Source organism: Paraburkholderia sp. WS6, assembly GCF_030464835.1.
GTDB lineage: Bacteria > Pseudomonadota > Gammaproteobacteria > Burkholderiales > Burkholderiaceae > Paraburkholderia > Paraburkholderia madseniana.
On sequence record NZ_JALQCK010000004.1, the window covers coordinates 181,977 to 197,378 of the forward strand.

Here is a 15,402-nt window from a genome sequence, read left to right on the forward strand (position 1 = left end):
CAATCGACCGATAAATTGACTTCCATCAAACGTATGAGAAATGACGCCTCACGATGCCTGAGCGAGAGGCCGACTATGCCACGCCCATCGTTACGAAGTGTCGACGGATCAGCACGCCCATTCCAGATTTCGGGATTTGGCGATGTGCCGCTTAAGTCCGCTGACAAAAGCCGCAAGCGCGGTGTGTGCGCCGTGATGAACCTCGCTCGCAGTGACTTTGCATTCGGCGACGGCCGGCTTGCCCACAATCTGCTGCATCTCATGCAGCGCTTTGTCAGCGCCTCCTCCACCGAAGCTGCAAAAGAACGCCACTTGCGACAGCTGTGCCCGGTTCTCGATGAGGTAAGAACGCACCGGTGCTGATACCGAACTCGCCCACACCGGCGAGCCGATGACAACGAGGTCGTACGCCGAGACGTCCAGCCCCGCCGGTACGATTTCAACGTGCCGCTTGCGGATGGCATCGAACAGTGAGCGCAGATAGCCGCCAGGCCCGTCACGATCGCTGCAATCGCAGATCTCTTCAAGATCGGCGGCCAGCATCTTTGCGAGCGCCGACGCGAGCGAACGCGTGGTGCCGGTACGCGAGTAATACACGACAAGAACCTTTGCTTCGGGCATTTCCGATCTCCTGACCGCACACCGCAGTGCGCTCACATGCGGGATTCGCAGTGCATGGCACGAGCATAGGTGCGGTTGGGCGCGTTCTCATGATCCATGTCAAGCGATGAACTTGAGCGTCATTACCACGCCATGGCGTGTAGGAAATCCCTGACAAGAACGCAGGACGCCCTACGCCAAGCTCAGCGCGACCTGATTTCTATCGGCCATGCGCTGACCAATACTGAATTTCAGGACAGCAGCAATCGAAAACCCTCGCGACACCCTCGATAAGCGCGCGGAGGTTGACCTGTAAGGAGACCGGCCATGCCGAACGATACTTTTTCCGTCCGTGCCACAGCGCTGGCTGGACAACCGAAAGACGCACGCAACGCCGTCAGTGAATTCGATGAAATTCTCGCGCTGGCCCGAGAGTCCGGAATGCTGATCACGCTGGACGGACAAATTGGCCGCGAGAAGTATCAAAGCATCGCGGGCTCGCTGCACGCCTTCAAACGCTTCGCTGAAGCCCTCTGCAACAACTTCGGCCAACGCGCTGCAGTGTGACGGGCGTGCGGCTCATCCGCCAAAAGAGGTGAAGCAATGAAGCTGACTTTTCTAGGTGCGGCAGAAACCGTCACCGGCTCGAGGTATCTGCTGGAGGGAGCCGGCCTTCGGGTGCTGATCGACTGCGGGCTTTTTCAGGGCACAAAGAATCTGCGCCTGCTTAACTGGAGCGCGTTCCCGGTTCCCGTCGAATCACTCGATGCCGTGATCCTGACGCATGCCCACCTGGATCACAGCGGTTATCTGCCAGTCCTCGCGCGGATGGGATATCGGGGACCCGTCTATTGCACCCGTGGCACCCGCGACCTGTGCGAAGTGTTGTTGCGCGACAGCGCCAAACTGCAGGAAGAAGAGGCTGCTTTCGCGAACCGGCATGGATTTTCGAAACATCATCCGGCGCTGCCGCTATACACGCTCGAAGACGCCGAAAAGGCGCTGCAGCTGCTCGTGCCACGCGAGTTCGATGTCCCGAAGCAACTGAACGAGCAAGCGTGCTTCCGGCTGTTGCCGTCCGGGCACATTCTGGGCGCCGCCAGCGTCGTGGTGTGCATGGAAGGCAAGGTGATCGCCTTCTCGGGCGATGTTGGCCGTCCGAACGATCCGATCATGCGCGCGCCCATGCCGCTTGCGCACGCCGACTATCTGGTAGTCGAGTCCACCTACGGGGATCGTCTGCACGAGGCCGCCGATCCGGCCACCGAACTCGCCGACATCTTCGCGCGCACCTTCCAGCACGGTGGCGTGGTCGTGATTCCATGTTTCGCGGTCGGCCGTGCGCAATCCATTCTTCACTACATCGCTCGCCTGAAGGCATCTGGCCGGATGGCCAATGTGCCGGTGTTTCTCGACAGCCCGATGGCGTCGAGCGTCACGCAACTGTACCGGCATCACGTGGGCGAGCATCGCCTCACGATGACCGAAGCCAACGCGATCAGCAGCGCAGCCGAAATGGTGCGTACCGTCGACGAATCCAAGGCCGTCTCGGCGCGGCACGGTCCGATGGTGGTGATCGCCGGCAGCGGGATGGCGACCGGCGGGCGGGTCGTGCATCACCTGAAGGCGTTCGCGCCCGATAGCCGCAACACGATCGCGCTGGTCGGCTACCAGGCGACCGGCACACGCGGCGCGGCGCTTGGAGCCCATGTGCCCGCGATCAAGATTCACGGCGATTATGTGCCCGTGCGGGCTTCGGTCGTCACGCTTTCGTCGTTGTCCGCGCATGCGGATTACCAGGAACTGACGAAATGGCTTCACTCCATCTCCGTGCCGCCGGAGCGAACGTTCATCACCCACGGCGAGCCTGCCGCTGCTGATGCGCTGCGGCGTCATATCGAAGAAACGCTTCACTGGCACTGCGAGGTGCCCACTTATTTTGAATCCGTCGAACTGCCCGGATCGGGCGGCGATGCAGACATTCATCCCTGCGCGGCAACGGCGATGTCCGACCCTGAAATGGCTGATCCAGATCAATCGGCCAGCCGTCCCGAAGTGAGCTAATCAACGTATCTTGAAGAATAACGAGGGCATGTCATGAAGAATCTAGCGGATTCATTGTCGGGACCACCTGTGTCCGGAGCGGCCACCCAGACGAAGGCCTCGACGGCGAAGCCCCTGCGGCTCGGCCTGCTGACGGCGCTTGTGATCGGGTCGATGATCGGCAGCGGTGTGTTTTCGCTGCCGCAGAACATGGCGTCGGGCGCTGGCGCAGCTGCGGTCCTGATTGGCTGGCTGATTACCGGTGTGGGCATGTTGATGCTCGCTTTCGTTTACCAGACCCTGACGACGCGAAAACCCGATCTCGACAACGGCATCTATGCTTATGCGCGCGCAAGCGCCGGCGAATTCGTCGGCTTCAACTCGGCGTGGGGTTACTGGGTCAGCGCGTGGATCGGCAATGTCGGCTATCTCGTCATCGTCTTCGGCACGCTAGGCTATTTCTTCCCGGTGTTCGGCGACGGCAACACACGCGCCGCGGTATTGGGCGCGTCGATCGTGCTGTGGATCATGCATGCGGTGATTCTGCGTGGCGTGCGCAGCGCGGCCGTTCTCAATGCGATCACTACGGTGGCCAAGGTCATTCCTCTGTTGCTGTTCATTCTGCTCGCGCTCGCGGCATTCAGAAGCCACATCTTCACGCAGGACTTCTGGGGCAGCCCGAAGCTCGGCAGCGTGTTCACGCAGGTCAAAAGCACGATGCTGATCACCGTATGGGTATTCATCGGCATCGAGGGCGCAAATGTGTTTTCGGCCCGCGCGCAACGTCGTCAGGATATTGGGCGCGCGACCCTGCTCGGCTTCACTGTGGTGTTGCTGTTGCTGATGGCGGTATCGCTGCTGTCGCTTGGCATCGTCTCGCAGGGCGATCTGGCCGCAATGAAGAACCCGTCGATGGCTGGCGTGCTGGACAAGGCCGTCGGAACCTGGGGAGCGGTGCTGATCAGCATCGGGCTGCTGGTGTCGGTAGGCGGTGCGTTGCTCGCATGGACCTTGCTGGCCGCGGAAACGCTGTTCACTCCCGCGAGCGGCGGCGTGATGCCGGCCTTCCTCGCCCGAGAAAACAGCCACGGCGTACCTGCCAATGCACTGTGGGTGACAAACGGGCTCGTGCAGCTGTTCCTGATCATCACGCTGGTGTCGAACGCGACCTACCAGGCGTTGATCTCGCTCGCGACCTCGATGATCCTTGTTCCCTATCTTTTCTCGGCTGTGTACGCGACCCGCATTGCCATACGCGGCGAAGGCTACGCCGTAACCGACACCGTTCGTGGACGCGACATGCTGATCGGCGCGACCGCAAGCGTCTATTGCTGCTGGCTGCTGTATGCGGCCGGCCCGAAGTATCTGCTGCTTTCCGCCCTCCTCTACGCGCCCGGCGTGCTGCTGTATGGCTGGGCAAAACACGAACGCGGCGCACGTCTTTTCAAGCCCTTCGAAGCCGTCACTCTGGCCGCGCTGATCGGACTCGCCGCAATCGCCGCCTGGCTGCTGTCAAGCGGCGCGTTAGGCCTGTAAGCCGCCCATTACAAGGAGAACCTCTATGGCACTCGGCGTCTTTTCCGAGGTCGGCACCTTGCGCAAGGTCATGGTCTGCCGGCCCGGGCTCGCCCAGGCGCGCCTGACCCCGGCCAATTGCCGCGAACTGCTGTTCGACGATGTATTGTGGGTTTCCCAGGCCAAGACCGACCACTACGCGTTCGTCAGCGCGATGCAGGATCGCGGCATCGAAGTGCTCGATATGCATGACCTGCTCGCGGACATTCTGCAAGGCCAGGAAGCACGCGACTGGGTACTCGAACGCAAGCTGTCGTCAGGCACTGTCGACCTGGAACTATCCGCGCAACTGCTGCCCTGGCTCAACGAGATGAAAGCCGCCGAGCTCGCCACCAGGCTGATCGGCGGGATCGTGCGGGCCGAGCTGCCGTTTGAGCCCACGGGCTTGCTGGCGAAATGTACAGAGCCTGCCGGGTTTCTCCTCCCGCCGTTGCCCAATACGCTCTTTACCCGCGACAACAGTTGCTGGATCAACGACGGCGCCGTACTCGGCTCGATGTACTGGCCCGCGCGTCGCCAGGAAACGCTATTGAGCGCGGCAATCTACCGTTTTCATCCACTGTTCAGCGGTGGCACGCGCATCTGGTGGGGCGGCCCTGATCTCGATCACGGCGGCGCTACGCTGGAAGGCGGCGACGTCATGCCTTTATCGCGCGACGTTGTACTCATCGGCATGGGTGAGCGCACGTCGCCGCAGGGCGTCGCACAACTCGCACGATCTCTTTTCGCACATGAATCGGTGAAACATGTAATCGCCGCGCAGTTGCCACGTTCGCGCGGCGCGATGCATCTCGATACGGTGCTGACCTTCTGCGACCGCGACCTGGTCACGATCTTTCCGGAAGTCGTCGTTGGCATTCGCTGCACCAGCCTGCGCCCGTCGCAACGGCCACACACGCTCGATGTCCGGCCCGAGACCGCATCGTTTCTCGATGTCGTCGCCCAGGCGCTAGGTCTTAAAGAACTTCGCACCGTCGCCACCGGTGGCGACACATGGGAGGTCGAGCGCGAACAGTGGGACGACGGCAACAACGTGATCGCGCTCGCGCCAGGCGTCGTGGTGGCCTACAACCGCAACGTCTACACGAACACGCTACTGCGCAAAGCCGGTGTCGAAGTCATCACGATTCCGAGCGGGGAACTGGGGCGCGGGCGCGGCGGCGGACATTGCATGACCTGTCCGATCGAACGCGATCCCGTCTGACACTCCTCCTGCCTCCCATATTCCAAGGACCACACGCCATGGCATTCAACCTGCGCAACCGCAGCCTGCTAAATATGCAGGACTTCACCCCGCGCGACATCCGTTTTCTCCTCGACCTCGCCGCCGAACTGAAGCGCGCCAAATACGCCGGCAACGAAGTCGCTCGGCTCAACGGCAAGAACATCGCGCTGATTTTCGAAAAGACCTCGACCCGCACGCGCTGTGCGTTCGAGGTTGCCGTGCACGACCAGGGCGGCCATGTCACCTACATCGATTCGGCGAGCTCGCAACTTGGCCGCAAGGAGTCGCTCAAAGACACCGCGCGCGTGCTCGGCCGGCTCTACGACGGGATTGAATATCGCGGCTTTCACCAGAGCGTAGTGGAGGATCTCGCGAAGTATTCGCATGTTCCCGTATGGAACGGCCTGACCGACGAATTCCATCCGACCCAGGTACTCGCGGACCTGCTGACGATGCAGGAATTTGGCGAAAAGCCACTGCACGAGCTGTCATTCTGCTATCTCGGCGACGCCCGCTTCAACATGGGCAATTCACTGCTGATCGGCGGCGTGCAGATGGGCATGGATGTGCGTATTGCCGCGCCGCGCGAACTGTGGCCCCACGACGACCTTGTGGAACAGATGCGGCGCCTTGCGGAACGGACCGGCGCTCGCGTGACGATCGTCGACGATCCCCATGAGGCAGTGAGCGGCGCCGACTTTGTCTATACCGACGTATGGGTTTCGATGGGCGAGCCGGTGGAGGCCTGGGGGCCGCGCATCGAGCTCCTGCGGCCATACCAGGTCAATGCCGGGTTGATGAAAGCGACGGGCAAGCAGCGCACCCACTTCATGCATTGCCTACCCGCTTATCACAATCTGGAGACCGAGACCGGCCGGCAGATTCACGAGCACTTCGGTCTGTCCGAGCTCGAAGTTAGCGACGAAGTCTTCGAATCGAATGCGTCGATCGTGTTTTCGCAGGCTGAAAACCGCATGCACACGATCAAGGCGGTACTCGTGGCGACACTTGCTTAAGGAACCCATCATGCGCATTCTGATCGCACTGGGCGGTAACGCGCTGCTTCGACGTGGCGAGCCGATGACGATGTCCCACCAGATCGCCAATATCCGTCGCGCCGCACAGCAGATCGCGCGGCTTGCCGACGGCAATCAATTGATCGTCGCGCACGGTAATGGACCCCAGGTCGGCCTGCTGGCGTTGCAGGCCACCGCCGCGGGTGCGGCTGGTGCGGCGCCGCTGGATGTGCTCGACGCCGAGTCGGAAGGCATGATCGGTTATCTGCTCGAGCAGGAACTGGCTAATGCCTTGCCGCCCCAACGGCAGGTGGCGACGCTGCTGACGCGCGTCGAGGTCGACGCCGGTGACCCGGCTTTTACTCACCCCACCAAACCAATCGGTCCCGTTTACACAGAGGCGGAGGCCAAGCGTCTGGTCATCAACAAAGGCTGGAGCGTCGCTCAGGACGGCGATGATTTCCGCCGCGTCGTCGCGTCGCCGAAACCGCGACGCATCGTGGCCCTTCAGCCCATTCACTGGTTGCTCGACCACGATACCGTTGTGATCGCAGCCGGGGGCGGTGGAATTCCGGTCACGGTCGGAACCGATGGGCGGACTCGCTGCGGCGTCGAGGCCGTAATCGACAAGGATCTGTGCAGCGCGCTGCTTGCAGCGGACGTGGACGCCGATCTGCTGCTGATCGCGACCGACGTGGACGCAGTCTATGCTGACTGGCACACGCCCTGCGAACGCGTGCTGAGCGAGGTATCGGTGGCGGGACTTCGCTCGATGTCTTTCCCTGCCGGCTCAATGGGGCCGAAGGTCGAGGCGGCGTGCGAGTTCGTCTCACGCACTGGCCGGCCGGCAGTCATCGGCTCGCTCGACCGCATCGAGCAGATGGCAAACGGTACGGCAGGTACGCGTGTCGTGCGCGCGTAAAGAGCGTTCGGTGATCGGTTAGCTCGTGATGGGACCGGTAAAGGCGGCGCTCGAGTCGAGCGTCCGCTATCTCGCCGCCGGTGCGCTGAAAACACGAGCCGCATCGGGTATCGACCACTTCAACGCGTTGCTTTCGAGATGCAGCGCGCGCGCCCGCGCAGCATCTCGTCACGATCGAGGAAATCGGCTGGATCACCGCCGTTGTCGCGAGTGACGCAGGCATGCTGTTGATTGGCTCGACCGTCTACACGGACGCGGGTTTTCATGGCATGGCCTGAGCACGGATTGCCGTCGGCGCATCCAGATGAAGTCTCGCGCGCTACCGCGCCGTTGATCTGAATCAACGTCAGCGACTACCTGGCTCCTAGACTCAGATCACGCGTTCATACGCCACTCACCCACTTCTGGAGCGTTGCAATGACCTACAAGACCATCGTCGTTCACCTGGATACGAGTGAGCGCGCGCACCCCAGGCTCGAACTCGCGCTGCGGCTCGCCAAGCAATTCGATGCCCATCTGACCGGCGTGTTTGCCGTGTTCTCGCCCGATCCGCGCTCGCTCTACGTGATGGCCGGAACCGCCGAATACTACGCTACGCACGAACAGCTGCGCGAGGAACGCCGCGGCGCGCTCGAACGGCTCTTTCATGCGGAGCTGAGCCGGGCCGAGGTTGCCGGCGAGTGGATCACCGCCGACGCCCCGGCCAGCCTCGCCGTGCCGCATCGCGGCCGGTGCGCCGATCTGATCATCGCCAGCCAGGATGATCCTGGCGATCCGGAATCGTACGTCGGCGATTTTTTTCCTGAAAACCTGATCATGTCCGCAGGCCGGCCAGTGTTGCTGGTGCCGTACGCCAGTAGCGTCACGTCGCCCGGTGCGCATGTGATGGTCGCTTGGGACGGTAGTCGCGAAGCCACCCGTGCGGTACACGACGCGCTGCCATTCATGCGCGCGGCGAAGACTACCACAATCGTCACGATCAACGGCGCGCGTGACGAGCCGCGCTCGCGCATTCCGGGCACGGATATCGCGACGCTCATTGCGCGGCACGGGGGCAACGTCGAGGTCAAGGATATTGAAGCCTACACGGACGCGTTGATCGGCGACGCGCTGTTGTCGCAGGCATCCGCGATCGGTGCAGATCTGCTCGTGATGGGTGCTTACGGGCATGCCCGCTGGCAGGAACTGGTGATGGGCGGAGCGACCCGCACGATCCTCAAATCGATGACCGTGCCGGTACTGATGTCACATTGATGAACCGAGGCTTCGAGTCAGGTCCATTCAGGAGAGTTCACCATGTATCAACAGATTCTGGTTGCCGTCGACGGCAGTGAAACGTCCGCGCGTGCCCTTGACGCAGCATTGCAACTCGCGCGCGATGCCGGCGCAAAACTACAACCCCTTTTTGTCGTTGACGTCCCCATGCTGGTATATGACACGCCCGGTTCCGACCTGACCCATGCCCGCAATGCACTATTGGAGCGAGGCGAAAATGTGATCAAAGACGCAGTCGCGCGCATGAAGCGGGCCGGCGTGCAGGGCACGCCGCGCATCGTCGAAACCGACCTGGCGGGCGACGACATCGCGCATTGCATACTGCGCGCGGCAAACGATTTCAAGGCCAGCCTGGTGGTAATGGGCACGCACGGGCGACGGGGCTTCCAGCGACTGGTGCTCGGCAGTGTGGCCGAACGTTTTCTGCGCATCTCGCAGTGCCCGGTGCTGATGATCCGGGCGCACAGCGCCAAACCTTCGGCAAACGGCGCGCAGACAGTCGAATCAATCAAGGAGCCGTCATGACCTGCAAAACCCTACTGGTGCATCTCGACGACAGCACCCATAGCGCCGCGCGGACCGAATTCGCACTTGAACTGGCCGGCCGGCACGACGCGCATCTGATCGGCCTGTATGTGGTTTGTCAGGATCTGACACAGCCGATGTTTCTTCATGGCGAACGCGCATGGGTCGCGGCTCACGAAGCGCAACGCCATGCCAATCTCGAAAGCGCGCAAGCGCGTTTCATGGCGGCAGGCGAACGAGCCGGGCGCAGCGTGGAATGGCGGGCACCGGGCGGGCCTGCGGTGGAAACGGCGCTCCTGCACACACGCCATGCCGACCTCCTGATCCTCGGTCAGTATGATCCCGACGACCCTTCGTCCTATATCGCACACCATTTTGTCGAGGACGTGCTGATGAGCTCAGGCCGCCCCGCCATTGTGCTGCCCTATGCCGGGACTGTCCGTTCGTTCGCCGAAAACGTGCTGATCGCGTGGGACGGCGGCCGCGAGAGCGCCCGGGCCATGGCCGATGCGTTGCCGGTGATCAAACGCGCGAAATTCGTCACCGTGATGACCGTGCAGCGACACCAGGGTAACGAAGCGCCAGCTGGCATCGACGTCGCCGGCTGGCTCGAACGGCACGGCATCCAGGCGGGATTTTCGGCCGTGCCCAAGGTGGTCGGCGTCCCTACAGGCGCAATGCTGCTGAACATGGTGGCCGATCGTCATATCGATCTGCTGGTGATGGGCGCGTACGGACATGCACGCGCACAGGAACTGCTGGTCGGCGGCGTCACACGGACCCTGCTTGAGTCGATGACCGTGCCGGTGCTGATGTCGCATTGATCTGACAAGTCACGAATTGCGCGAAAAAAGCCCTCGCGCAAATTAAAGCGCCCGGTTTTCAGGGCGCTTCTTTTTTTTGGGCCTCGGTTTCCCGGGCGCGCCACCGCCCGATTACAGGTACGACGGTATTTCGTCCATGTCCCGTTCGCGTCGGACCAGCAGAACGGGCATCCCGGCACGCCGTAAAAATGCTTCGGCGACACTACCGAGCAACACCCGCCCGATGCCATGACGCCCATGCGTGCCCATTACAACGAGATCGGTTTCACACTCTTCTGCCACGCGGCAGAGGACCGTGACGATGTCTTCGCCATACGCGTCAATCGTCCGGGTTATTCCGCGCACGTTGCACTGTTCGAAGAGCGCGCGAGCGTCTTCGAGCGTCGCCATCGCTGCTTCAGCGGCCGCTGTACCGGTTGCCTGCTCCTCGACCAATCCCGTTGCTACGTCGACCATTTGCGCAGCATGTTCGGCGACAAATATCGCCATCACCGTCGCCTGCGCGGCTTGGGCGATTTTTAGCGCTTCTTCGAGCGCGAGTTTCGCGGCCTGGCTGCCGTCGATTGCTACGAGAATCCGTCTGTACATGACCTTCTCCTTGAATTCGCACCCGTCCCGAACGGGCGTGGTGATCAGGCGGCGACGAGCTTTCAGTCTGCGGTTCGCAGATCGGAATGCGCTTGACGATGATCAAGCGCCGACGGCTCGCTGTCTGCTCACATTCATGTACGGCACGGCCTCCATGGTAAGTTGGCTGCATACTGGCACGATCCGTGCAAACCGCGCACAATAGGCAGCGCACGCGTTATACCAATTGGTCGCAATTAAAGAAAATCTTAGTGACTTGCCCCGACCCACGCCTGCGCCATCGGCCAGCGCTGCGGATTGCCCACCATCCAATGAGGCGCACATGCCCTTTCGCGGTAAGACGCCCTTCGCCAAAAAGTCGCTTTCGCCCATGCGGGTTGTCACGCCTGAGCGGCGTCCCATGCTTGTCGCGGCGGTCACATTTGCTGTCGTTCTTGTGGCTGCGCTCGGCACGTGGCGCTGGGTCGGCGAGCAGTCATTGCGCGCTGCCAACGGCCGCTTTGATCAGAATACCGCGCATATCACCGCTGATCTGCAGCGCGAGTTCGCCACCGGAGAATCGCTTCTGCGCGGCGTGCGCGGCTTGCTCTCCGTCGCGCCGGCGGCCGATGCCGACGCCTGGCGCCGATATGTCGCGCAACTCGATCTGGACGAAACGTCGTCCGTGGTGCGCGCGCTTGGCTATGCTGATGTTGACGCCGCCGGTGTCGCCCGCCTGACGGGCGGCACCGGTAACGTGGCCGGACAAGCCGCCACGCCGCAACCGGTCGCGCCAGTTACCCAGATGGCGCCCGCCACCGTCGATGCGATGCCAGTCGGCTACGACCTGGCTAGCGCTCCCGCAAGCCGTACGGCGTTGCTGCACGCCATCGATACAGGGGCAAGCGCGCTCGACGCGGATGCAGCGCCGTTTGGCGATATCGGCTCGAACCCCCACCCTCGTCTTTACGTCTATTTTCCGGTGTACTCGGACGCCGGATTGCCGTCGACGCCACAAGCGCGCCGCGCGGACATCAAGCGGCTGCTGGTAGCGGCGCTGGACACCGGCCGTGTGTTCGATAACGCCCTCGCCCGGCAACGGCGCATTGATCTGCAGGTATTTAGCGGAACGCCTGCCACGCTGCTTTATTCGTCCGCCGCGGGAGATGAAGACCTGGTGGAGACGGCGCCGGTCATCCGCAAAACCGATACCTTGCACCTCGGCGGTGTACCTATCACGCTGTCCTACACTGCGAGCGGCCGCTATCTGCGAGCCGGGGACGAATTTGCAGAAACCACGGTGCTGATCGCCGGCGTTGCGGCAGCATGCCTGTTCAGCGCCATGGCCTTCGTGATCGTCAGCGGGCGCGGCGACGGATCTGCCGCGACGAGCGAGACGCGCAGCCAGTTGAACCTGAACGAGGCACGCATGATGGGCATCATCCGGTCATCGATGGAAGCCATCATTACTGTCGACGAACGGCAGAACATCGTCATCTTCAATCCAATGGCTGAACAGGTTTTCGGATGCTCCGCGATGGACGCGGTCGGCGCCTCGCTCTCGCGATTCATTCCCGAGCGCTTTCGCGCAGGACACCAGCGGCATGTCGAACAGTTCGGCGTGACCGGTGTTTCCGACCGGCAGATGGGCAAGCAGCGCGTCCTGTTCGGCTTACGGAGCAACGGCGAAGAGTTTCCTATCGAAGCGTCGATTTCGCAGATCCGCGACGGCGACGACAAGCTGTACACGGTCATGCTGCGCGACATCACTGAACGGGTAAAGGCGGAAAATGCGCAGCGGCAATCGCGCGAGGAACTACGCGAACTCTCTGCCAATCTGCAGAAAGTTCGCGAGGAAGAAAAAACCCGCATCGCACGCGAACTGCACGACGACCTTGGGCAGCAATTGACCGCCCTCAAGATGGACATTTCGTCGGTCGAACAGGAGCTTGAAACCACGGCTGAACCGCGCCTGCTGCAGCAACTGCGTGGAATGCGCCGGCTGATCGATGCGACGGTCGCGTCGGTGCGCCGGATAGCGGCCGATCTGCGCCCGGTCATGCTTGACGATCTCGGTCTGATTCCGGCGATCGAATGGCTCACCAATGACTTTACAAACCGCTACGGCATCGATGTGGAGCGCCGGATCGAAGTCGGCGACACCAGCTTTACACCGACGGGCGCAACGACGCTATTTCGTATCGTGCAGGAAGCGCTAACCAATGTCGCCCGGCATGCGGAAGCGACGCTCGTCACGCTGACGTTGCACGTCGAAGGGGGCGTTTGCGTGTTGCAGATCGCGGACAACGGCCATGGCGCGAACCGCTCGCCCACCTCCGGCGACAAATCGTTTGGCCTGCTCGGTATCCGCGAGCGTGCACACATGCTGGGCGGTACCGTCGAAATTCATACTTCCAATGACAAGGGCTTTGCGCTGACCGTGACCTTTCCGGTACTGGCGGTGCAACAGCAGGAGATGCAAACATGATTCGAGTGCTAATCGCAGACGATCACACGTTGGTGCGTGACGGTCTGCGGCATATCCTGCAAGGCGCAAGCGGCTTCGAGGTGGTCGGCGAGGCCAATGACGGTGTCAGCACGATAGCGCTGGCCCGCTCTAACGCTGCCGACGTGCTCGTGCTCGATCTGTCGATGCCGGGCCGAAACGGCGTCGAGCTGATCAAACAGATCAAGGAGGAAAAGCCGCTGCTCCGCATTCTCGTGCTCACCATGCATGCGGAGCAGCAGTATGCGGTACGCGCTTTCAAAGCGGGGGCATCAGGGTATCTAACCAAGGAAAGCGCCAGTGCCGAACTGGTCACCGCGGTCAGCAAAGTCGCATCCGGGGGCGTCTACGTGAGTCTCGCGATGGCCGAACGTTTTGCACAGAGCCTGAACGAGCCCGCCGACACGTTGCCCCATCAGCGCCTGTCTGACCGTGAGTTCGATGTGTTCCGCCGTATCGCCGCAGGCCAGACCCTCACCGAAATCGCCACGGAGTTGTGTGTCAGCAGCAAGACGGTGAGCACCTATAAAACGCGTATCCTCGAAAAAATGCAGATGCCGCACGAAGCCGCATTGGTGCGTTACGCGCTGCGCCACAAGTTGCTCGGGGAAGACGACGAAATCTAGTTCCGAGGCGGCGCAAGGCCCCAGAGCCACATCGAATCGTCACATCAATTCGCCGGTCGCGCGGCGACCTCCACCCTCGGATTCGCCGCGTGTAGGAAATTCCCTACACACCTTCGCGCTCGCCTACCCGAAGTTCGTTCGCCGCCGATTTTAATTTGAGACAGCGTGGCCGATACTTCGAGCCATGAACTCAAGCCCGTCCCAGCAAGCACTGCGCGTTTTCCTCGTTGAAGACACGATCCCGATCAGACAACGGATGGCGGCGCGCTTCGGCGCAATCGAAGGTGTCGAGATCGTAGGCGAGGCCGAAGAATCAGGCGCCGCGCTCACCGGTATCGACGCCACCAGAGCCGACGTCGTGGTCCTGGATTTGCGCCTGACCGGTGGCACCGGTATGGAACTGCTGCATGACCTCGAGCACAGCACGTCACGGGTAATCACGATCGTGCTGACGAATCATTCGAGTGCGGGGTTCAGGCAGGCGTGCCTCGCGGCCGGCGCGCAGTACTTTTTCGACAAGACGGGCGAATTTGATCTTGCGTGCAACACGATCAAGCGGATTGCCCACGAGCGTTGCGCACGTGGCCTCAATTACACAGGAGCACATCATGTCTGACGTCGCCGAGTATTCTGAAATCATGCCGCTGCAGCGTGTCCCACTGCCGGCGTCAGGCCATTCTGCGCTCGCGCCGTCAGTACCGGCCCGCCCCGCCGCACGCTGCTCGAGCTGCTCGCTGCGCTCGATCTGCATGCCACAAGGTTTGACGAAAGCTGAACTGGAGCGCATGGAGTCGCTGATGTGCGTTTCCCGCACGATCAAAACCGGTGAATCGCTATACCGCGCCAACGATTCATTCCAGAGCATCTATGCGGTCCGCGCCGGCTCGTTCAAGACCGTCGTCATGCATCGCGACGGCCGGGAACAGGTCACCGGTTTTCATCTGCCCGGTGATTCGCTCGGTCTCGACGGCGTCTGCTCTGGGCAGCATAGCTGCGACGCGATCGCCCTCGAGGACAGCAATGTCTGCATCATCCCGTTTCATTTGCTCGAAGTCATGTGCCGCGAGGTGAAGGTGGTGCAGCAGCACGTCCACCGTCTGATGGGCGGCGAAATCGTTCGCGAGGCGACACTCATGATGCTGCTCGGCACGATGTCCGCCGATCAGCGGGTCGCCGCATTCCTGTTGAACCTGTCAGGAAGGCTCAAAACTCGCGGCTACTCGCCGGCCACCTTCAATTTACGCATGACACGCGAGGAGATCGGCAGCTACCTCGGGATGAAACTCGAAACTGTCAGCCGCATGTTTTCGAAGTTTCAGAAAGACGGTTTGGTCGATACGCATGGCAAGCAGATCAGGATTCTGGACCTCGAGGGCCTCGCGCGCGTGTAGTCCCGGACCTGAAATGCATGGTGCCAGACGCGGCAGCTTCGGTTGACAAGGAATTTTACGAGCGTTCCCTCGGAAGAGGCGTGTTCAGGCGGTGCAGTTAGCCGCCTTTTTTTGCGTACTCAAGCAGCGTTTAGCGGATCGATAGCACCGCGGAACCGCGGCAGCGGGCCGGACAGACACCGTCATCCATTTCACCGCAGTCCGCCCACCAGCGCTTGATCTGAGTCAAGTCACACATAAGGCCATCTGACACGATAGCTTGACGACGTGATCGGACAACCGGCATCGCACGCACGGTTCGGCCGAT

15 protein-coding genes and 1 pseudogene are annotated in these 15,402 nt (G+C 61.7%); 14 read left to right on the forward strand and 2 right to left on the reverse strand.

Annotated features, from left to right (window positions below):
- Positions 1-108 precede the first annotated feature (108 nt).
- Positions 109-621 carry a flavodoxin gene (locus M0D64_RS07125; RefSeq protein ID WP_266257127.1) on the reverse strand — a complete coding sequence of 171 codons (513 nt, stop codon included), beginning with the start codon at positions 619-621 and terminating at the stop codon, positions 109-111.
- A gap of 306 nt (positions 622-927) precedes the next feature.
- Here M0D64_RS07125 and M0D64_RS07130 point away from each other — a divergent pair, with 306 nt between their 5' ends.
- The 10 genes and pseudogenes from M0D64_RS07130 to M0D64_RS07175 all read left to right on the forward strand — a co-directional run bounded on the left by M0D64_RS07130 (position 928) and on the right by M0D64_RS07175 (position 10,005).
- Entirely contained in the window at positions 928-1,167 is a 240-nt protein-coding gene (locus M0D64_RS07130; protein WP_154560379.1) for a hypothetical protein, read from the forward strand.
- Positions 1,168-1,203: 36 nt separating this feature from the next.
- Positions 1,204-2,664 carry an MBL fold metallo-hydrolase RNA specificity domain-containing protein gene (locus M0D64_RS07135; RefSeq protein WP_266257128.1) on the forward strand — a complete coding sequence of 487 codons (1,461 nt, stop codon included), beginning with the start codon at positions 1,204-1,206 and terminating at the stop codon, positions 2,662-2,664.
- A gap of 33 nt (positions 2,665-2,697) precedes the next feature.
- Positions 2,698-4,179 carry an arginine-ornithine antiporter gene (gene arcD, locus M0D64_RS07140; RefSeq protein WP_266257129.1) on the forward strand — a complete coding sequence of 494 codons (1,482 nt, stop codon included), beginning with the start codon at positions 2,698-2,700 and terminating at the stop codon, positions 4,177-4,179.
- A 25-nt stretch (positions 4,180-4,204) separates the two neighbouring features.
- A complete protein-coding gene (locus tag M0D64_RS07145; RefSeq protein WP_266257130.1) occupies positions 4,205-5,422 on the forward strand; it encodes an arginine deiminase in 1,218 nt (405 codons plus the stop codon).
- A gap of 38 nt (positions 5,423-5,460) precedes the next feature.
- Positions 5,461-6,459, forward strand: coding sequence for an ornithine carbamoyltransferase (argF, locus tag M0D64_RS07150; protein ID WP_266257131.1), 999 nt, complete (start codon positions 5,461-5,463; stop codon positions 6,457-6,459).
- Positions 6,460-6,469: 10 nt separating this feature from the next.
- Positions 6,470-7,381: a carbamate kinase gene (arcC, locus tag M0D64_RS07155; protein WP_266257132.1), complete on the forward strand. Its 912-nt coding sequence runs from the start codon at positions 6,470-6,472 to the stop codon at positions 7,379-7,381.
- 1 nt (position 7,382) lies between these two features.
- A pseudogene (locus M0D64_RS07160) lies at positions 7,383-7,659 on the forward strand (SDR family oxidoreductase); the annotation flags it as partial.
- Positions 7,660-7,798: 139 nt separating this feature from the next.
- Positions 7,799-8,635 carry a universal stress protein gene (locus M0D64_RS07165; protein WP_154560373.1) on the forward strand — a complete coding sequence of 279 codons (837 nt, stop codon included), beginning with the start codon at positions 7,799-7,801 and terminating at the stop codon, positions 8,633-8,635.
- Positions 8,636-8,677: 42 nt separating this feature from the next.
- Positions 8,678-9,181, forward strand: coding sequence for a universal stress protein (locus tag M0D64_RS07170; protein WP_154560372.1), 504 nt, complete (start codon positions 8,678-8,680; stop codon positions 9,179-9,181).
- Complete coding sequence (locus M0D64_RS07175) at positions 9,178-10,005, forward strand: universal stress protein (protein WP_266257133.1); 828 nt, start codon at positions 9,178-9,180, stop codon at positions 10,003-10,005. The genes M0D64_RS07170 and M0D64_RS07175 overlap by 4 nt, the downstream gene beginning before the upstream one ends.
- A gap of 111 nt (positions 10,006-10,116) precedes the next feature.
- Here the strand turns inward: M0D64_RS07175 and M0D64_RS07180 are convergent, their stop codons facing one another.
- Positions 10,117-10,593, reverse strand: a complete 477-nt coding sequence (locus tag M0D64_RS07180; RefSeq protein ID WP_266257134.1) for a universal stress protein — start codon at positions 10,591-10,593, stop codon at positions 10,117-10,119.
- A gap of 322 nt (positions 10,594-10,915) precedes the next feature.
- Between M0D64_RS07180 and M0D64_RS07185 the strand changes: the two genes are divergently transcribed.
- The 4 genes from M0D64_RS07185 (at position 10,916) to M0D64_RS07200 (ending at position 15,095) form a co-directional block, all read left to right on the forward strand.
- Complete coding sequence (locus M0D64_RS07185; protein ID WP_233464858.1) at positions 10,916-13,060, forward strand: CHASE domain-containing protein; 2,145 nt, start codon at positions 10,916-10,918, stop codon at positions 13,058-13,060.
- Positions 13,057-13,704 carry a response regulator transcription factor gene (locus M0D64_RS07190; protein WP_154560369.1) on the forward strand — a complete coding sequence of 216 codons (648 nt, stop codon included), beginning with the start codon at positions 13,057-13,059 and terminating at the stop codon, positions 13,702-13,704. The genes M0D64_RS07185 and M0D64_RS07190 overlap by 4 nt, the downstream gene beginning before the upstream one ends.
- Before the next feature lie 184 nt (positions 13,705-13,888).
- Positions 13,889-14,320, forward strand: a complete 432-nt coding sequence (locus M0D64_RS07195) for a response regulator transcription factor (RefSeq protein WP_266257135.1) — start codon at positions 13,889-13,891, stop codon at positions 14,318-14,320.
- On the forward strand, positions 14,313-15,095 hold the full coding sequence (locus M0D64_RS07200) for a helix-turn-helix domain-containing protein (protein WP_154560367.1): 783 nt from the start codon (positions 14,313-14,315) through the stop codon (positions 15,093-15,095). Before M0D64_RS07195 ends, M0D64_RS07200 begins: the two co-directional genes overlap by 8 nt.
- Positions 15,096-15,402: the final 307 nt, after the last annotated feature.